At 66.5% G+C, this 19,098-nt stretch carries 16 protein-coding genes; 9 read left to right on the forward strand and 7 right to left on the reverse strand.

Going from position 1 to position 19,098, the window contains the following annotated elements:
* The first annotated feature begins 229 nt into the window (after nucleotides 1-229).
* The 9 genes from F6X38_RS02675 to mazG all read left to right on the forward strand — a co-directional run bounded on the left by F6X38_RS02675 (nucleotide 230) and on the right by mazG (nucleotide 10,027).
* A complete protein-coding gene (locus F6X38_RS02675; RefSeq protein ID WP_150968009.1) occupies nucleotides 230-445 on the forward strand; it encodes a hypothetical protein in 216 nt (71 codons plus the stop codon).
* Between the two features lie 870 nt (nucleotides 446-1,315).
* Nucleotides 1,316-2,437 carry a septal ring lytic transglycosylase RlpA family protein gene (locus F6X38_RS02680; RefSeq protein WP_246191163.1) on the forward strand — a complete coding sequence of 374 codons (1,122 nt, stop codon included), beginning with the start codon at nucleotides 1,316-1,318 and terminating at the stop codon, nucleotides 2,435-2,437.
* 80 nt (nucleotides 2,438-2,517) lie between these two features.
* On the forward strand, nucleotides 2,518-3,702 hold the full coding sequence (locus tag F6X38_RS02685; protein ID WP_246191164.1) for a D-alanyl-D-alanine carboxypeptidase family protein: 1,185 nt from the start codon (nucleotides 2,518-2,520) through the stop codon (nucleotides 3,700-3,702).
* A gap of 19 nt (nucleotides 3,703-3,721) precedes the next feature.
* The gene (tmk, locus tag F6X38_RS02690; RefSeq protein WP_150968011.1) at nucleotides 3,722-4,399 is read left to right on the forward strand and encodes a dTMP kinase; all 678 of its coding nucleotides are present in this window, start codon (nucleotides 3,722-3,724) and stop codon (nucleotides 4,397-4,399) included.
* The gene (locus tag F6X38_RS02695; protein WP_246191165.1) at nucleotides 4,399-5,427 is read left to right on the forward strand and encodes a DNA polymerase III subunit delta'; all 1,029 of its coding nucleotides are present in this window, start codon (nucleotides 4,399-4,401) and stop codon (nucleotides 5,425-5,427) included. Before tmk ends, F6X38_RS02695 begins: the two co-directional genes overlap by 1 nt.
* A 57-nt stretch (nucleotides 5,428-5,484) precedes the next feature.
* Nucleotides 5,485-7,026, forward strand: a complete 1,542-nt coding sequence (gene metG / locus F6X38_RS02700) for a methionine--tRNA ligase (protein WP_150968013.1) — start codon at nucleotides 5,485-5,487, stop codon at nucleotides 7,024-7,026.
* The gene (locus tag F6X38_RS02705; RefSeq protein ID WP_150968014.1) at nucleotides 7,027-7,821 is read left to right on the forward strand and encodes a TatD family hydrolase; all 795 of its coding nucleotides are present in this window, start codon (nucleotides 7,027-7,029) and stop codon (nucleotides 7,819-7,821) included.
* Complete coding sequence (locus F6X38_RS02710) at nucleotides 7,818-8,627, forward strand: MBL fold metallo-hydrolase (RefSeq protein ID WP_150968015.1); 810 nt, start codon at nucleotides 7,818-7,820, stop codon at nucleotides 8,625-8,627. The genes F6X38_RS02705 and F6X38_RS02710 overlap by 4 nt, the downstream gene beginning before the upstream one ends.
* A gap of 494 nt (nucleotides 8,628-9,121) precedes the next feature.
* Nucleotides 9,122-10,027, forward strand: a complete 906-nt coding sequence (gene mazG / locus F6X38_RS02715; RefSeq protein WP_150968016.1) for a nucleoside triphosphate pyrophosphohydrolase — start codon at nucleotides 9,122-9,124, stop codon at nucleotides 10,025-10,027.
* On the opposite strand, the gene hflX is transcribed toward mazG, so the two are convergent.
* From hflX to dusB, 7 genes are all read right to left on the reverse strand, one after another.
* The gene (gene hflX, locus F6X38_RS02720; protein WP_150968017.1) at nucleotides 9,994-11,385 is read right to left on the reverse strand and encodes a GTPase HflX; all 1,392 of its coding nucleotides are present in this window, start codon (nucleotides 11,383-11,385) and stop codon (nucleotides 9,994-9,996) included. The two genes, mazG and hflX, sit on opposite strands and share 34 nt — an antisense overlap.
* 11 nt (nucleotides 11,386-11,396) lie before the next feature.
* Complete coding sequence (gene hfq, locus F6X38_RS02725) at nucleotides 11,397-11,630, reverse strand: RNA chaperone Hfq (protein WP_150968018.1); 234 nt, start codon at nucleotides 11,628-11,630, stop codon at nucleotides 11,397-11,399.
* 108 nt (nucleotides 11,631-11,738) lie between these two features.
* Nucleotides 11,739-13,100, reverse strand: coding sequence for a nitrogen assimilation response regulator NtrX (ntrX, locus tag F6X38_RS02730; RefSeq protein WP_150968019.1), 1,362 nt, complete (start codon nucleotides 13,098-13,100; stop codon nucleotides 11,739-11,741).
* The gene (locus tag F6X38_RS02735) at nucleotides 13,100-15,340 is read right to left on the reverse strand and encodes a sensor histidine kinase NtrY-like (RefSeq protein ID WP_150968020.1); all 2,241 of its coding nucleotides are present in this window, start codon (nucleotides 15,338-15,340) and stop codon (nucleotides 13,100-13,102) included. The genes ntrX and F6X38_RS02735 overlap by 1 nt, the downstream gene beginning before the upstream one ends.
* Nucleotides 15,341-15,422: 82 nt before the next feature.
* Nucleotides 15,423-16,868, reverse strand: coding sequence for a nitrogen regulation protein NR(I) (gene ntrC / locus F6X38_RS02740; RefSeq protein ID WP_150968021.1), 1,446 nt, complete (start codon nucleotides 16,866-16,868; stop codon nucleotides 15,423-15,425).
* 14 nt (nucleotides 16,869-16,882) lie between these two features.
* Nucleotides 16,883-18,004, reverse strand: coding sequence for a two-component system sensor histidine kinase NtrB (locus F6X38_RS02745; protein ID WP_150968022.1), 1,122 nt, complete (start codon nucleotides 18,002-18,004; stop codon nucleotides 16,883-16,885).
* On the reverse strand, nucleotides 18,001-19,017 hold the full coding sequence (dusB, locus tag F6X38_RS02750; protein WP_425482818.1) for a tRNA dihydrouridine synthase DusB: 1,017 nt from the start codon (nucleotides 19,015-19,017) through the stop codon (nucleotides 18,001-18,003). The genes F6X38_RS02745 and dusB overlap by 4 nt, the downstream gene beginning before the upstream one ends.
* Nucleotides 19,018-19,098 lie beyond the last annotated feature (81 nt).

A 19,098-nucleotide genomic window follows, 5' to 3' on the forward strand; every position in this document is an offset into this window, starting at 1 on the left:
GTTAGGCGAATAATCCCATACCTAATGCAAAAGGTGTAGTCTTAGAATTTGATCATGTTTGCTCACTGGACGCTGTGTAAAATTCACTGAGCAATCTACCTTGACGTTCAATTAATTCAAGCAGCCAATGTATTGCTTTCGACGATTAACCGTTCGTTAAGGAATTAGGCGCTCAATTAGCTCAAATGACGCAGGATTTTACGATGTAACGGATCGGGAGCGAACACGCATGACGCACCTGAAAATCGAAGCTTTATTCGTACTCCTAGAACTGCGACTGGCTGCGGCGGAGCAGGCCAAGAACTCTCCGGTCGACACCCGTCTGACCCCCGATCTTGCCGACCGGGCGGCTGAAGTACTCGACCGCTTCCTGGCGAAATTTCCCGATGCCGAAGCAAAAGCTGTCAAAGAACAGCTCCGATTAGTCGGCGGGCGTTACGTTTAGACTCTGCATATATCGGCGAAACTCAGCGGCCGACCATTCCTCAACCCGGAGTTTGGCAGGCTTTGCGAAATCGTCATGACGGACGATTTTCAACTGCCAGCATATTCACTTCGCGCGGTGAACCGGGGGCAGGACTGTCGGCTGATGCCATAGTGCTTGATCCGGTGTCGGATCGTCACTTCGGAGCGTTTGGTTTGAACCGCGGCCAACGGCACCGTTTTCCACCCGCCGGGCACAACGAGAGCGAGGAGGCATATATATGCCTCCCCGACGAGGACGCGTTCCGCGCCGGGCTCGGCGCACCAACCCTTTCGTTTGGCTAAAGCTAGCTTGTTCGGCTTGGGGCTACAGGCCGGGTGCTGGGCAACCAGCCGATCGAGACCTACCTCGAACATGAACTGTAGAACTCTTCGGCTTAGCGCCGGACGTGTAGGTGTGAATTGTAACAATTCGTGAATTTACGCCTCGTGCAACGCAAATTGCGGCCGAATCGCGGCGTCACGGTGTCCGCATTTTCGGAGCCATTCGACTGCACTATGAGGCTTCTAGCCGCCATTTGCACTCTGAGTCGTTGCCTTTGCGCGATTTCACAGCGCTTTGTACGGGAGCGCCTCCCATTCAGATGTCGCCCGGCCAAGTCTCGCCACACTTTCGCCATGGTGTGATTGGCATGCCACAGTCAATATTCCGCATCCGCAAAAAGCGAAATAAGCAGAAAGTGTGACGTGGTTGCGGGGGTTTTTAAAGGGTTGGTAACGTCCTTCGGCGAGGGATGGGGCGTTTGCTGGGCCTCGGCACGGCAAGCGGTATGGCGTAGCGAGGGCAGGCAGGATGCAGACGACAGGAGCGGCGCTTCGGCGGAAGTCGGTTGTGACATTCGGCCTTCTCGCCGTCGTGTCGCTTGCGGGTTGCCAGGCGGAGCCGGCGGGGCACGCGAAGGCGGACCGCATCAAGAGCGATCCGAACGAGCGCTTCACGGAAGCCAAGTACGGCGTGAAGGCCAGCCCACGCGTCACGGATCTGCGCAGGGTTCCGAAGGGCGGCGGCCGCGACCAGGTCGGCCGGCCCTACAAGGTTGCCGGCAAGTGGTACTATCCGAAGGAGCAGCCGGGCTATTCGAAGGTCGGCAATGCGTCCTGGTACGGTGCGAGCTTCCACGGCCGGCTCACCGCGAACGGCGAAGTCTACGACATGTTCGGCCTTTCGGCCGCTCACCCGACGTTTCCGCTACCGTCCTACGCCCGCGTGACCAACATGGACACCGGCGCGAATGTCGTGGTCCGGGTCAATGACCGCGGCCCCTACGTCTCCGACCGGATGATGGATCTTTCGTCCGAAGCGGCGGAGCTTCTCGGCTACAAGACGAACGGCACCGCGAAGGTGAAGCTCGACTATATCGGCCGCGCGCCGCTGGAAGGCGACGACACGGCGATGCTGATGGCGAGCTTCCATCCCGGCAACGTCGCGCCGTCCGTCAACGACGGCCTGCCGTCGGGAGTGATGCTGGCGATGAACGAAACGGCGCCGCGCGGCGACCGCGTCTTCGGCCGCGCGCAGCCGTCGTCCGCGCTGCCGGGTGTCCGGCCCGTACCGGGCGCTGCTTCCGGCCAGACGACGATCGATTCGATCATCCAGGGGAGCCAGGGCGTTCCCACGCCGGCAACCAAGCCTCATCGGTTCGATCCGTCGAACCTCATCGTCGCATCCTATGCGCCGGCGGTCGCCAAGCCGACGAACGGCGCGGCCGGCGCGATCGGCTCGATGCTCGGCGCGCGCGAGACGACGCAGCGGATCGAGATCGGCGTGCTGGGCGATCCGGCGACTCTCGCCGCCGTGCGCGCCGTCGCCGACAAATACGGGCGGCTCGTCGCCGATCCGGACGGGAAGGCGACCTCCTACGTGCTCGAGACGGCGGCCTCGGTGGATGTCGATGTGGTGCTGCGCGAGGCGTGGCAGGCGGGGGCAGGGGACGCGTTCGTCCTGCGCGACTGAGTTCCCAAGTTTTCCTGTCGCAGTCGGGCGGATATGAGGTACTTTGCGCGCGACGCCGCCGACCTGCCGAAGCCCGCCCCATGACCACGATCAGATGCCTCGGCCGGAACCTGCTGCTGACGGGCGCGATGCTGCTTGCGGGCGCGCTGGCCGGCATGGCCGCCGAGCCTTGGTCGCCGCGCGACACCAAGGCGGCGCAGGCGTTGGTGATGGACGGCGAGACCGGCGCCATCCTGTTCGAGAAGAATGCCGACAAGCCGTTTCCGCCGGCATCGCTGGCGAAGCTGATGGCGATGGAGGTCGTCTTCGAGGCCGTCGACAAGCACAAGGTTCGGCTCGACCAGACCTTTCCCGTCAGCGACCACGCCTGGCGGACCGGCGGCGCGCCGTCCGGCGCCTCCACCATGTTCGCCAAGCTGAAATCGCAGGTGCCGCTGGACGCGCTCATTCGCGGCGTCATCGTGCAGGCGGCGAACGATGCGGCCATCGTAATTGCCGAAGGCATGTCCGGTTCGGAGGAGGCTTTCGCCGGATTGATGAACGACCGCGCGCGGCAGCTCGGGCTCGCGGGCTCGACCTTCGTCAACCCGACGGGGCTTCCCGCGCCGGGCCAGAAGGTGACGGCGAGGGATCTCGCCACGCTCGCCCGCCATATCGAGGAGGCGCATCCCGACCTCTACCGCATCTATTCCGAGCCGCAGTTCGAGTGGAACAAGATCACGCAGCGCAACCGCAATCCGCTGCTGCAGCAGGAGCTCGGCGCGACGGGGATGGGCACCGGCTTCACCGAGGCCGGCGGCTATTCGATGGTCGGCGTCACGCAGCAGGACGGACGCAAGACGTTCATGATCCTCGGCGGGTTGCCGACCATCAAGGACCGGCAGGACGACGCCCGGCGGATGATCGAGTGGTCGAACAGCGCCTTTCGCCGCGACGTGCTGTTCGACGCCGGGGCGCGGGTCGGCAAGGCGTCTATCTATGGCGGCCTGCAGCCCGAGATCGACATCGTGACGCACGAGCCGCTCGTCGCCTTCGTGCCGACCGACAAACCGGAACGCGTGAAGGCGCGCGTCGCCTACGACTGGCCGCTGCGCGCGCCGATCGAGGATGGACAGAAGGTCGGGCGGATCGAGGTGACGATCGACGACAGCGTCAGCGTGGTGCACGACGTCTTCGCCGCGACGAAAGTGGAGCAAGGCAGTTTCGCGGGGAGGGCGCTCGACGCCGCGCAGGAACTCGCCCTCGGCTGGATCCGCGCGCTTTGACCCGCGCCCTTGCCCCGTCGTGAGCGGCTTCTTCATCACCTTCGAGGGCGGGGAAGGCGCAGGCAAGTCGACGCAGATCGCGCGGCTTGCGGAACGTCTGCGTGCCAGAAGGATGGACGTGGTGACGACGCGCGAGCCCGGCGGCTCGGAAGGCGCGGAAGCGCTGCGCCATGTCCTGCTTTCCGGCGCGGCCCGTTCGAGCGGCGATCCCGACCTCGAGCCGATCCTCTTCGCGGCGGCTCGGGCGGATCACGTCGCGTCGCTGATCCGCCCCGCGCTGGATGCCGGCCGCACCGTGATCTGCGACCGCTTCCACGATTCCACCCGCGTCTATCAGGGCCTCGCCGGCGTCGATGCCGACCTGATCGCGCTGCTCGAGAAGCTCGCGGTCGGAATCACCGTGCCGAACCTGACGATCGTCCTCGACGTTCCGGCGGAAACCGGCGTCGCGCGAGCCCGCGAAAGACGCGGCAGCGCCGGTCCCGACCGGTTCGAGGCGGACGATCTCGCCGTCCACCAGCGCCGGCGACAGGCGTTCCTGGATCTCGCGCAGCGCGAGCCGCAGCGCTGCGTCGTGGTGGACGGCTCGCGCGGCGTGGACGATGTCACCAAGGAGATCGCCTTTCTCGTCCACGACCGGCTGGACGGGCAGCGGCTCGAACGCAGCTCGATGCTGGGCGACGACTCGATCATATGATGCCGACACTCGTCGGCCTGGAGCAGCACGACACGCTGCCGGGCATTCCTTCGCCGGCCGAAACGCCGCGGGTGCTGGGGCACGGCGAAGCCGTCGCGCAGTTTCGCCAAGCCTGGCAATCGGATCGGCTGCACCATGCGTGGCTGATGCAGGGGCCGCGCGGCAGCGGCAAGGCGACGCTCGCCTTCGCCTTCGCGCGCGAGCTTCTGGCGGCGCAGGGGGGTGATGCGGCGGCGGCCGACTTGGCGCGGCAGGTGGCGTCCGGATCGCATCCGAACCTTGTGCATATTGTCCGCCCGCCGGCGGATCGCGGCGGCTTCCGCACCCAGATCACCGTCGACGAGGTGCGCAAGCTCAATCGCTTCTTCCAGACGACCTCCGGCTCGCGCCAGTGGCGCGTCGCCATCGTCGATCCCGTCGACGATATGAACCGCAACGCCGCGAACGCGCTCCTGAAGATGCTGGAGGAGCCGCCCGCCCGCTGCCTGTTCCTGATCGTCAATCACCTGCCGGGGCGACTGCTGCCGACCATCCGTTCGCGCTGCCGCGTCATCCGGCTGGAACCGCTTTGTCTCGACGTCGCGGTGGACGTGCTGGAATCGCTCGAAATCGGGGTGACGCGTGACGAGCTGCGCGCGGCCGCCCAGCGTTCGAACGGTAGTGTGCGCGATGCTATCCAGCTTCTGTCGAGCGGCGGGCTGGAAACCGAGAAGCGGCTCGACTCGCTGCTCGGCACGCGCGAACCGGAATGGCACGGCATCCAGGCGCTCGCCGACGAGCTTACGCAGAAGGACCGGGAAACCGCTTTCGAGCTCGCGGTCTCCAGCCTGTTCTCGCGTCTGGCGGCGGAAAGCGAGCGGGCGTCCGCTGCCGGCGACCTGCCGAGGGCAGAGAGTCTCGCCGCGCTTTGGCAGAATGAAGCCGAGCGGTTCCGGGAGGGGCTGCTCTACAACCTCGACCGGCGGCAACTGCTGCTGACGCATTTCGCCAAGCGTTTCGCCGCGGATCGCTCGCCCGAGGCGCATTGAGGGCAGGGGATCGATCGCCTATACGACGCTCGACACGAGTGATCGATCGACGAGTCCATGGCCGAGCGCTTCTACATCACGACGGCGATTTCCTATCCGAACGGCAGGCCGCATATCGGCCACGCCTACGAGCTGATCGCGACCGACGCGATCGCCCGCTTCAAGCGGCTGGACGGTTACGACGTGATGTTCCTGACCGGTACGGACGAGCACGGGCAGAAGATGCTGCAGACGGCGCGGAACGAGGACATTCCGGTGGAGGCGCTGGCCGACCGGAACTCGGCCGAGTTCAAGCGCATGGCCGAGGTGCTGGACGCCTCGAACGACGACTTCATCCGCACCACCGAGGAGCGGCATCACCGCGCCTCGCAGGAGATCTGGCGCCGCATGGCGGATGCCGGCGACATCTATAAGGATACCTATGGCGGGTGGTACTCGGTGCGCGAGGAGGCGTTCTACGGCGAGGACGAGACGACGCTTCGCGAGGACGGCACCCGGTTCGGCCCGCACGGCACGCCGGTGACGTGGGTGGAGGAGGAGAGCTACTTCTTCAAGCTGTCCGCCTTCACCGAACGGCTGCTCGCGCACTATGAGGCGAACCCGGACTTCATCGGTCCCGCCGAGCGGCGGAACGAGGTCGTGTCTTTCGTGAAGCAGGGGCTGCGCGACCTCTCGGTGTCGCGCACGACCTTCGACTGGGGCATTCCGGTGCCGGACGCGCCGGGTCATGTGATGTACGTCTGGGTCGACGCGCTGACGAACTACCTGACCGCGACCGGCTTTCTGGAGGACGGCGAGCGGAGGGATTTCTGGCCGGCCGACCTCCACGTTATCGGCAAGGACATCGTGCGTTTCCACGCGGTCTATTGGCCGGCCTTCCTGATGTCCGCCGGCCTGCCAGTGCCGAAGCGGGTGTTCGCGCACGGCTTCCTCTTCAACAAGGGGGAGAAGATGTCGAAGTCGGTCGGGAACGTCATCGACCCGTTCGCGCTCGTTTCGACCTACGGCCTCGACCAGTTCCGCTACTTCCTGCTGCGCGAGGTTCCGTTCGGCCAGGACGGCAACTACTCGCACGAGGCGATCGTGAACCGTACGAACTCCGAGCTGGCGAACGACCTCGGCAACCTCGCGCAGCGCTCGCTTTCCATGATCGCGAAGCACTGCGACGCGGCGGTGCCGCAGCCGGGCGCGCTGGGGCCGGCCGACGAGACGCTGCTGCGCGCGGCGACGGAGCTGCTCGCCACCGCCCGCATGGCCATCGACCGGCAGGAGCTTCATGCGATGCTGGCGCCGATCGTCACAGTCGTCGCGGACGCGAACCGCTACTTCGCGTCGCAAGAGCCGTGGGCGCTGCGCAAGAGCGATCCGGCGCGCATGGCGACCGTGCTTTACGTCACGGCGGAAACGGTGCGCCGCGTCGCGATCCTCTTGCAGCCGGTGATGCCGGCCAGCGCCGCGAAGCTGCTCGACCTTCTCGGCGTCGAGGCGGACGAGCGCAGCTTCGATGAATTGACGCCGGACGTCGCCCTCGTGCCCGGCCGCCCGCTGCCGACGCCGACCGGCGTCTTCCCGCGCTACGTCGAGCCGGACGCCGCCTGAATGTACGTGGTCGACAGCCACTGCCATCTCGACTTCCCGGACTTCGACGAGGACCGGGACGCGATGATCGAGCGGGCCAGGGCCGAAGGCGTGCGCACCATGCTGACGATCTCGACGCGCCCGTCGAAGTTCGGGCGGCTTCGCGAGCTGGCCGAAAGGTATCCCGACGTCTACGCGACCATCGGCACGCATCCGCTCAGCGCTGCCGAAGAGCCGGAGATGGGGGCGGACGAATACCTCCGCATCGCCGCCGAGCCGAAGGTCGTCGGCATCGGCGAAGCCGGCCTCGACTATTTCCACGACCGCGCGCCGCGCGACGTGCAGGAGCGCGTGTTCCGCCGCCAGATCGGCGCGGCGCGGACAACCGGACTGCCGCTGGTGATCCACGCACGCGAATGCGACGCGGACATGATCCACATCCTGACCGAGGAGAGCGGGCAGGGGCCCTTCCGCTTCGTCCTGCACTGCTTCGCTTCGGGCGAAGAACTCGCGCTGCGCGGCCTCGAACTCGGCGGCACCGTCTCGTTCTCCGGCATCCTGGCGTTCAAGCGCTCGGACGAACTCCGCGCGATCGCGCGACAGGTGCCGCTCGACCGGCTGCTCGTCGAGACCGACGCGCCGTACCTCGCGCCGCCGCCGGATCGCGGCAAACGGAACGAGCCGTCCTACGTCGTGCGCACGCTGGAAGCCCTGGCGGCAGCGAAGGACCTGCCAGTCAGAGAAATGGCGCGGATCACGACGGACAACTTCTTCCGGCTGTTCTCCAAGGTGCCGGATCCCCGAGGCGCGGCTTGAGCGACATCCTGCGGGTGACGATCCTCGGCTGCGGCTCGTCGCCCGGGACGCCGCGGATCACCGGCGACTGGGGCGCTTGCGATCCGAACAATCCGCGCAACCGCCGTCTGCGCGCCGCCGCTCTGGTCCAGCGCATCTCCGCCGGCGGTACGACCAACGTCCTAATCGACTGCGGACCGGACCTTCGCCAGCAGATCATCTCGGTCGGCGTTTCGCACCTCGACGCCGTACTGCTGACGCACGCGCATGCCGACCACATCCACGGCATCGACGACCTTCGCAGTTTCGCGCTCGACTGCCGGCGCGTGGTGCCGGTCCATGCGGACGACGCCACCTACAGCCGCGTGCTGGAGGGCTTCCGCTACTGTTTCGAGCGGGCCGAGGGCAGCAGCTATCCGCCGATCGCCGTGCGCCGCGAATTGTACGCCGGCAAACCATCCACGATCGACGGGCTGGGTGGGCCGGTGCCGTTCCTGCCGATCCGGCAGATCCATGGCAGCATCCACTCGCTCGGCTTCCGCTTCAGCGACTTCGCTTATTGCAGCGACGTCAGCGATTTCCCGGAGGCCGCGGTCGAAGCGCTGCGTGGAGCGCAGCACATCGTCATCGACTGCCTGCAATACAAGCCGCATCCGAGCCATCTCTCGGTCGAGCAGGCGCTCGGCTGGCTGGAACGGCTCGGTGCATCCTTCGGCACCTTCACGCACATGCACACGCCGCTCGACTACGAGCGTCTGTGCGCGGAACTGCCGCCGCATATCCGGCCGGCTTACGACGGACTAGTGCTGGAGTTCCCGATCGACTGAGCTTCGCGGACTCGTAAACTGAACCTATGCGGGACGGATCGTGAGGCTGGGATGCTCCTAAACATCCAGCGCGATACCGTTGCAGTCGCACGGCAAGAGAATGCCGGACACCTTGCGACTATCGGAAGCGAAGGCGTCGCGATCTTCTATCAACGCGATATCCACGCATGCTCGGCACCGTGGCATGATGCGTTGCGAGGGCGAACCGAGAATGCCTAGCGGTGCGGATGCCGGAAGCTGCGAGCGCAAGGCCAGCGCTACCACCTCCCAGCCATCCGCCGATCAGCTATGTTCCATAATCTATATTATGCAACTTTAATGTTGAGTATGCGGATGGAGCTGGACCGCCGTACGCTTTGCCCGGCGAGCACCCTTCCCTTGTGAACCAACCAGCTCCTCGCCGTGTACCGCGCTTGCGGTTCGCCTCGCGTCCAGGAAAGACAGTGATTGATAGCGGCCCGTCTAGGCGCTGCGAGCACGACAAGGGATTGCGGATGGAAGCTTCGCGCGACATCGGACGGCTGGTGGAGATCATGCGCGCGCTGCGTTCGCCGGATGACGGCTGTCCTTGGGACATCGAGCAGACGTTCGACACGATCGCGCCGTACACGATCGAGGAAGCCTACGAGGTTGCCGACGCGATCCAGCGACGCGACGCCGAGGACCTGCGCGAGGAGCTCGGCGATCTGCTGCTGCAGGTCGTCTACCACGCGCAACTGGCGGCCGAGGCGCAGCTTTTCACGTTCGAGGACGTGGTCAAGGCGATCACCACGAAGATGATCCGCCGGCATCCGCACGTCTTCGGCGACGTGTCGGCGCGCACCGCTCGCTCGGCCAAGGGTCAATGGGAGCGCATCAAGGCGGAGGAGCGCGCTGAGAAAGCGGCGCGCCGAGCGGCTGCGCAGGCTGTGGCGGCGGACGGCGACGCGGCGATACCGGAGGACTGGCGTCCGCGCCCGACATCCGATGCGACGGGACTGCTGGACAGCGTGCCGAACAAGTTTCCGGCGCTGACCGAGGCGCTGAAGGTGCAGCAGAAGGCGGCGACGGTCGGCTTCGACTGGGATGCGGCGGAGCCGATCCTGGCGAAGATCGCCGAGGAGATCGAGGAGTTCCGTACCGAAGCCGCCGCCGCCGACAAGCCGGCGATGGAGGCCGAACTCGGCGACCTCCTGTTCAGCGTCGTGAACCTGGCCCGCTTCAACGAGATCGATCCGGAAGCGGCGACGAAGGCTTGTGTCGCGAAATTCCGCCGCCGCTTCGGCTTCATCGAGCGGCGGCTTCGCGATGAGAACACCGATCTGCCCGAGGCCACGCTGGAACGGATGGAAGCGCTCTGGGTCGAGGCGAAGACGCTCGAGCGCCATCAGCCCGAGCGTGCGACCCTGATCTCCGGATAGCGTCCGGCCAACCGCCGAAGCTCGGCACGGGCCTGGCTCGTCATTCCCAGCGTCAGCGACACGCTGCCGTCGTCGCGGTCGTCGCGATTGTGGACGGCGGCGTTGTCATAGACCCACTGCAGGAGTTGCAGCCGGCTCGCCGGGATGTCGAGATCGACGTCGCCGACCGCGCCGGCGAGGCGCTTCTCGATGTCGGCGAGGAGGGCGTCGACCCCCTCGCCCGTGACTGCCGATACGAGATGGACGCCGAGCCCGTCGCGCCGCGTTTCGGCGGCGGTCGCGACCTGCGCACGCCCGGCCTCGTCAAGGAGGTCGATCTTGTTCCAGACCTCGACCACGTGCTCGGCATCCGCGGTGTCGATGTCGAGATCGGCGAGGATGGCGTTGACGTCCGCCCCCTGCGCCGAGGCATCGTGGTTCGACATGTCGCGAACGTGCAGCACGAGTTCCGCCTCGATGACCTCTTCCAGCGTCGCGCGGAACGCGGCGACGAGATGCGTCGGCAGGTCCGAGATGAAGCCGACCGTATCCGAGATGATCGCCTCGGTGCCGTGCGGCAGCGTGATGCGGCGGAGCGTCGGGTCGAGCGTCGCGAAGAGCAGGTTCTTCGCCAGCACGTCCGCACCGGTGACGGCGTTGAACAGCGTCGACTTGCCGGCATTCGTGTAGCCGACGAGCGCCACGACCGGGTGCGGTGCCTTCTTTCGCTTCGAGCGGTGCAGCGTCCGTGTCCGCTTGACGGCTTCCAGTTCCTTCTCCAGCCGCGCGATCTTCTCCTGCAACTGCCGGCGATCGGACTCGATCTGCGTCTCGCCCGGACCGCCCATAAAGCCGGCGCCGCCGCGCTGGCGCTCGAGGTGCGTCCAACTGCGCACCAGCCGGCCTTTCTGGTAGTTCAGATGCGCGAGTTCGACCTGCAGCCGGCCTTCCTTCGTCCGAGCACGACGGCCGAAGATTTCGAGGATCAATCCGGTCCGGTCGAGAACCTTCGCGCCGAGTTCCTTCTCGAGGTTCCGCTGCTGCACCGGCGTCAGCGGATGGTCGACGATGACCAGGCCGATCTCTTCGGCCGCGACGAGGCCCTTCAACTCCTCGACCTTGCCCGCGCCGATCAGCGTCGCCGGCCGCGCCTTCGCGACGGGCACTACCGCCGAAGCGACGACATCCAGGTCGATCGCCGCGGCAAGGCCGACGGCTTCCTCCAGCCGGCTCGCATCTTCGCGCGGCGTCGCGTCCTGTCCGGCCGCTTCGGACGGCTTCGGTGCCTGCCGCAGCACCGGCACGAATACCCCTGCCCGCGTGACGACGGCCTTGTGTTCGATCGGTCCGCGCGGGCGCCGTTCCTCGTACTCGGCCAAATCGTCGATCCCTACTCTTCCGCCTCGTGCATATGCACCGGCTGCGACGGCATGATGGTCGAGATGGCGTGCTTGTAGACGAGTTGCGAGTGCCCGTCGCGCCGCAGGAGGACGCAGAAGTTGTCGAACGACGTGACGACCCCGGTGAGCTTCACGCCGTTCACCAGGAAGATCGTCAGGGAGATCTTCTGCTTGCGGACGGTGTTCAGGAAGAGGTCTTGCAGGCTCTGCGGGCGTTCCGCCATCTCACGTCCGTTCTTGATTGTTGGCGGGCGGTCGGACATGGCCGGGCCCGCAAGGTGTTGGGAGGCGCGCCGCAATTAGCATCCGCCCCGAAATTCGTCCAACGATCCTTAGATTCCCAGCGATTTCAGCTTCCGGTGCAAGGCGGAGCGCTCCATGCCGACGAACTCGGCGGTGCGCGAGATGTTGCCGCCGAAGCGGTTGATCTGCGCGACGAGATATTCCTTCTCGAACACCTCGCGCGCGTCCCGTAGCGGCAGCGCGAGGATGCGGCCATCCGCCTGGCTGGGGGTCCGCGGCAGCATCTCGCCGACCTCGTGCGGCAGCATGTCGACCGAGATGGCGGCGTTCTCGTCCTCGCGCGAGAGGATCATCAGCCGTTCGACGTTGTTGCGAAGCTGGCGAATGTTGCCGGGCCAATCGCTCGCCTGCAGCACCGCCATCGCCTCCTCGCTGATCGCCTTCGGCCGGATGCCGGTCTGCTCGCCGATCTGCTTCATGAATGCCTCAATCAGCAGCGGGATGTCGGCGCGGCGGTCCGCGAGCGGCGGCACGCTGATCGGAACCACCGCCAGCCGGTGGAAAAGGTCTTCCCGGAACGTCCCCTCTGCGATCATCGACTCGAGATTGTGCGAGGTGGACGAGACGATTCGCACATCGACCTTCACCTTTTTCGCGCCGCCGACGCGCTCGAAGGTCTGTTCGGTGAGGACGCGCAGGATCTTGTTCTGCGTCTCGCGCGGCATGTCGCCGACCTCGTCGAGGAACAGGACGCCGCCATGCGCCTCCTCGAAGGCGCCGACCTTGCGCTCGATGCCGGGCGGGGTCTCGGTGCCGAAGAGCTCGACCTCCATCCGCTCCGGCGTGATCGCCGCCGCGTTCAGCGCGACGAACGGCCCCTTGGCGCGCGAAGAGCCGGCATGGATCGCCCGCGCCACCATCTCCTTGCCGGAGCCGGACGGGCCGAAGATCATCACGCGGCTGTTGGTCGGCGCGACGCGCTCGATCGTGGTGCGCAACTGGTTCATCGGGTGCGACCGGCCGATCAGCTCGGCGAAATCCGACGAGCGCTTGCGCAGGTCCGAAATCTCGCGCTTCAGCTTCGAGGTCTCCAGCGCCCTTTCCGCGACGAGCACCAGCCGATCCGCCTTGAACGGCTTCTCGATGTAGTCGTAGGCGCCGCGGCGGATCGCCGAGACGGCGGTCTCGATGTTGCCGTGGCCCGAGATCATCACCACCGGCACTTCCGGGTGCTGCGTCTTGATCGCCTCCAGAAGGTCTAGGCCGTCGAGCCGGCTGCCTTGCAGCCAGATGTCGAGAAAGACCAACCGCGGCACCCGGTCCGCGATGGACTGGAGCGCGGCGTCGGAGTTGCCGGCGATGCGCGTCTCGTGCCCCTCGTCCTCCAGGATGCCTGCGACGAGTTCGCGGATATCGGCCTCGTCGTCGACGATCAGGATGTCCGATGCCATCAGTCCGCTATCCTTTCCGACTTGTCCTGCCCCTGCCCGCTTTCGCCTTCCACCGGCGTTTCTGCCGCCGGCAGCCGGATGCGGACCATCGCGCCCTGCGGCGCGTCGGGCGCGTCGTCGAGCTCGATGGTGCCGCCGTGCTCTTCGACGATCTTGCGGACGATCGCGAGGCCCAGCCCCGTCCCCTTTTCCCGCGTCGTCATGTAGGGCTCGAGCAGGCGATCTCGATCCTCGCGGGGGAAACCCTTGCCGTTGTCGACGATGTCGACGCGGTGGAACGCGCCGTCGCGCTTCGCCTCGATCCTGATCCACGGCTCGTCTATCTCGACCTGCTCGAAGGCCTCGACGGCGTTCTTTACGAGATTGCCGAAAGCCTGGCTGAGAAGGCGGATGTCGAAGGAGCCGAGCAGCGGTTCGCTACCGTAGTCGGCGCTGAACTCGATGCCGTGGTCGCCCATCTCCCGCATGAAGACCGCTTCCTTCAGCGCCTCTCGCAGGTCCTTCGATTCCATCTTCGGCTTCGGCATCCGGGCGAAGGTCGAGAACTCGTCGACCATGCGTCCGATATCGGCGACCTGCCGCCCGATCGTATCGATGCAGCGGTCGAACACCTCGCGGTCGCCCTCGACATATTTGCCGTAGCGCCGCCGGATGCGTTCGGCCGAGAGCTGGATCGGCGTCAGAGGGTTCTTGATCTCGTGCGCGATGCGCCGCGCGACGTCCGCCCAGGCCGAGGAGCGCTGCGCTTCCACGAGGTCGGTGATGTCGTCGATGGTGATGACGCTGGAATGGCGCGTCGCGGCGCTTTCCTCCGAGGTCACGCGCACCACCAGCACGCGGTCGCGATCGCGGATGCGCAGCTTCATCTCCTCCTGGTACTCGCCCTTGCGCGAGTTGCCGGCGGCGCGATGGATCTTCGCCAGCGTCGGGAAGAGGTCGCGCAGGTTCTGCCCGACGACGTCCACCGCCCCGACCGAAAGGATGCGCTCGGCAGAAGGGTTCAGCATCGCGATCGTGCCGTCACTGCCGACGCCCATGACGCCCGCCGTCACCCCGGACAGGACGGCTTCGGTGAAACGGCGCCGCTCGTCCAGCACCTCGTTGGTCGCCACGAGCTCCTCGCGCTGCGTGCGGAGCTGCTGCGTCATGTTGTTGAAGGTGTTCGACAGCGAGCCGACGTCACCGTCCGACACGCGCACCGGCACCGACACCGCGAGATTGCCCTCGCTGACCTCATCGGCCGCCGAGATCAGCAGACGGATCGGCCGGACGAGCCGGTCGGCGACGCCGATGCCGGTCCAGATCGCCGAAAGCAGCACGATCAGCGTGATGCCGAGATAGAGCAGCGCGAAGGCGATCTGCGTGCCGATGCGGTTGCCCTGCAGGTTGCGATATTCGCGCGTCCGCTCCTCCATGAGGCGCAGCGCCGCGACCACCTGCGGATCGAGCGGCCGGATCGTGTAAAGAAAGACGTCGCCGAGCGCCTGCGACTTTACGATAGCGCCGACGAGATTCGTCTCGCCCGGTGGAATGAATACGAGATTGCCCGCTTTCGCGCGCCGGAACGACTCGTCCGGCGGCGGCGGCAATGGTTTGTCGGTCGGGATGTCGGCGCGCATGATCCGGCGTCCGTCCGGGTCGAGCAGTTCCGCGCCGAGCAGCGAACGCCCCCTCGCCTGCTCGGTGAACATGTCCTCGAAACCGGTGCGATCGAGGTCGAACAGGCGGCGCTGCGAATCGAGATCGTAGCGCATCGAGAGCGTGGTGCCCTGCAGGTTCTTGGCGTTCTCGTTCACATAGGCGTGGGCGACGCTGACCGACGATTCGACGATCGTGCGGGTGCGGATCTCGAACCAGCGGTCGAGGCCGAGGTCGAGCGTGATGCCGGCGACGATGGCGACCAGCAGCGCCGGCAGCGCCGCGACGATCGCGAACAGGACGACGATGCGCACGTGCAGCCGCGAGGCCGCCTTGCCCTGCCGCCGGGCGCGGAGCATCCGCGCCACCTCACGGCCGATCAGCACGCAGAGAAGCAGGACGAAGGTGCCGTTGACGAGCGAGGCGACGGTGACGACCCGATCGTTCGGCTCGATCGGCGTCAGGCCCATCAGCACGACGAACGAGATCGCGCCCGTGATGAGCGCGCCGGCGACTGCGATCAAACCCGGCACCAGCATGAAGCGTCGGCGCTCAAGAAAGAACGACGGCGCCTCGGCTGGTACGAGCGGTTGTACGGACATACGGCCGTCTTCCGGTCAAATTCGAATCTTCGTTGCTAGTTTGCAACGTTTTGTGTTCAAATTGCAACGAAGAACGGGAAATTTAGCGGATCGAGCGGACGACCGAGATATCGAGATCGCGGATTTTCTTCCGCAAGGTGTTGCGGTTCACGCCGAGCAGGTCGGCTGCCTTTACCTGATTGCCGCGGGTCGCCGCAAGCGCTGCCGCGATGAGCGGGTATTCCACGTCCCGCAGGATGCGGCCATGCAGGCCGGCCGGCGGCAGGTCTTCGCCGAACGAGGCGAAGTAGTCGGCGAGGTACCGTTCCACCGAAGCGCTGAGGTCGATCGGCTTGTTGCCGTCGACCGGCCGGTCGAGCGTCCGAGCGTGGTCGGCGGCGATCTCGTGCTCGATGATCTCGGCCGAGATTTCGTCCTGCGGGTAGAGCGCGGCGAGCCGGCGGACGAGGTTCTCCAACTCCCGGACGTTCCCCGGCCAATGATAGCGTCGCATCACCTCCAGCGCGCCCTGGTTCAGCGTCTTGCGCGGCAGCCCTTCCTTCTGCACCTCCTGGAAGAAATGGCGGGCGAGGTCCGGCACGTCCTCGACGCGCTCGCGCAGCGGCGGCAAGCGCAGCGGCACGACGTTGAGGCGATAGAAGAGATCCTCGCGAAACAGACCGCGACCGATCAGTTGCCGCAGGTCCTTGTTGGTCGCGGCGACGATCCGAACATCGGTCGAAATCGCGGTGCGCCCGCCGACCACCGTGTATTCGCCCTGCTGCAGCACGCGCAGGAGCCGCGTCTGCGCTTCCATCGGCATGTCGCCGATCTCGTCCAGGAACAGCGTGCCGCCCTCGGCCTGCTCGAACCGGCCGCTGGAGCGTGCCTGCGCCCCGGTGAACGCGCCCTTCTCATGCCCAAACAGTTCCGACTCGATCAGGTCGCGCGGGATCGCCGCCATGTTGATCGCGACGAACGGCCCCTTCCGCCGCCGGCCGTAGTCGTGCAGCGCCCGCGCGACGAGCTCCTTGCCGGTGCCCGACTCGCCGGAGATCGTGACGGTGAGGTCGGTCTGCATCATCCGCGCCAACGCGCGATAGATGTCCTGCATGGCCGGCGAGCGGCCGACGAGCGGCATGTTCTCGCCCATGTCGTCGGTCGGCTGGGCTGGAGCCTTCGGTTCCGCCAACGCGCGGCGGACGATCGAGACCAGTTCCGTCAGATCGAACGGTTTCGGCACGTAGTCGTAGGCGCCACGCTCCGACGCCTTGATCGCCGTCATGAACGTGTTCTGCGCGCTCATCACCACGACCGGCAGCTCGGGGCGCAGATTCTTGATGCGCGGCAGCACGTCGAAGGCGTTGCCGTCCGGCATGAGGACGTCGGTGATCGCGAGATCGCCTTCGCCGGCCGAAATCCAGCGCCAGAGCGTCGCGATGTTGGAAGTCACCCGCACCTCGAAGCCGGCGCGGATCAGCGCCTGCGAGATGACGGTGCGGATCGCGGCATCGTCGTCCGCAACGAGAATTTGCGCGGCAGCGGCCATCGCGTCCCCTTCCCTTACGAACCCTTGCGCGCTTCCGTCAGCCGGCCGTCAGCCTCGTCCTGCCAGGCCGGCATCAGCACGCGGAACGCGGTGTGGCCCGGCTGCGAATCGCACTCGATGACGCCCCCGTGGTCACCGATGATCTTCGCGACGAGCGCGAGGCCGAGCCCCGAACCGCTCGGCTTCGTCGTGACGAACGGGTCGAAGATCGCCTCGCGAATGTCTTCCGGAACGCCCGGACCATTGTCCTCGACCACGAACTCCAGCGGCAGCGTGACGCGCGAGCGCGTTCCGGGTACAGACAGCCGGACGCCGGGACGAAACGCGGTCAGCAGCCGGATTTCCCGGCTCTCCTGCCCGTTCAGCGCCTCCGCCGCGTTCTTCACCAGGTTGAGGAACACCTGCACGAGCTGGTCGCGGTTGGCGAAGACGTAGGGAAGCGACGGGTCGTAGATCTCGAGGATCCGCACGTCCCGCGCGAAGCCGCTTCGCGCCAGCGTCTTCACGTGCTCCAGCACCGAATGGATGTTGACCGCCGAGCGCTCGATCGGCCGCTGGTCGGAGAACACCTCCATCCGGTCGACGAGCTTGACAATCCGGTCGCTCTCCTCGCCGATGAGCCGCGTCAGGGCGCGATCCTCGTCGCTTGCCGAGGTCTCCAGAAGCTGGGCGGCGCCCTTGATGCCGGACAGCGGATTGCGGATCTCGTGCGCGAGCATCGCGGCAAGGCCCGTCACCGACCGCGCGGCGGAGCGATGCGTCAACTGTCGATCCATCTTATCGGCGATCGATCGGAGCTGGATCATCACCACGACGTGGTCCGAGTCCTCCGGCAGCCGCGAGACATAGAGATCGACCAGCCGGTCGTTGCCGAGGCGCGGCGAGGACACGTCGACGCGGTACTCGCTGATCCGCGAGCGGTCGGTCCGCACCTGCTCGATCAGCGCGAAGAGCGGGCTGTCGCCAGGGATAAAGTCCGCCAGCCGGCGCTTGGCGAGGTAGGCAGCCCCCGCCGAGAAGAACTGTTCCGCGTCCGAGTTCGCGAAGACCATCCGCCCGTCGCCCGCGATCACCACCACCGGATGCGGGATGGCGTTGAGCGTCTGGACGGGCAGGTCGGCCGGCTTCACGGTCACGCCGCCTCCACCGACGCGACGCGCCGCCCGCGCTCGATCGCGCCGATCGTCGTGCCGCCGAAAAGGTGGCGCAGTGTCCGTTGCACTTGGCGGCGGTCCAGGCTGCTCATCAGCATCGGCCGGTCGGCGGCAGGCGTCGCGCCGGTCGCCTCGGCGAACCGGTCGAGATACCAGCCGAGATGCTTCCGCGCGGCGCGGATGCCGACGACTTCGCCGTAATGGTCGAGAATGCCGTCGTAGTGCTCCGTCACCAGATCGGCGAAGGATAGGCGATCGAGCCCGGCCAAGTCGATGCTCCCGGCGACGAGGCCCGGCAGCCAGGGCCGCCCCTGTGCGCCGCGCCCGATCATCAGCGCATCGGCGCCGCTGAGAAATAGCATCCGGCGTCGCTGCTCGGGCTCCGTCAGGTCGCCGTTCGCCACCACCGGCACGCCGACCGCCGCCTTCACCGCTGCGATGGCGCGCCAATCCGCCTGCCCTGAATAGAACTGCACGCGCGTCCGTCCGTGGACCGTGATCATGCGGACGCCGGCGGCTTCCGCGCGCTTCGCGATCTCCGGCGCGTTGATCGAGTTCGTGTCCCAGCCGAGCCGCATCTTCAACGTCACCGGCACATGCGCCGCGCCCGCGACCGTCGCCTCGACGATGCGCAGCGCCAGTTCCGGCTCCCGCATCAAGGCGGAGCCGGAAAGGCCACCGACCACCTTCTTCGCGGGGCAGCCCATGTTGATATCGATCACGTCCGCGCCGGCATCGGCGAGCTGCGCCGCGGCGGCGCGCGTCCATGCAGGATCCCGGCCGGCAAGCTGAACGACGTGGGTCCCCTCGCCGTCCCGCAGCGCCCGCAACGCGCTTTCGGGGTGCCCCTGCACGAGTTCAGCGCTGGCGACCATCTCGGAAACCACCATGCCCGCGCCGAACCGACGGGCGAGCCGCCGGAACGGCACGTCGCTGATGCCGGAAAGCGGAGCGAGGAAGACGCGATTCGGCAGCGTCACCGCGCCTACGGACAGGGACCCTTCCGACGTTGAGGCGGCCCTGCCGCTCAAAACGTCATCATTTCCGCAATCTGTCGAATCTCGCATCATCGGTTC

It is taken from the genome of Plantimonas leprariae (genome assembly GCF_008802405.1).
Taxonomy (GTDB): Bacteria; Pseudomonadota; Alphaproteobacteria; order Rhizobiales; family Rhizobiaceae; genus Plantimonas; species Plantimonas leprariae.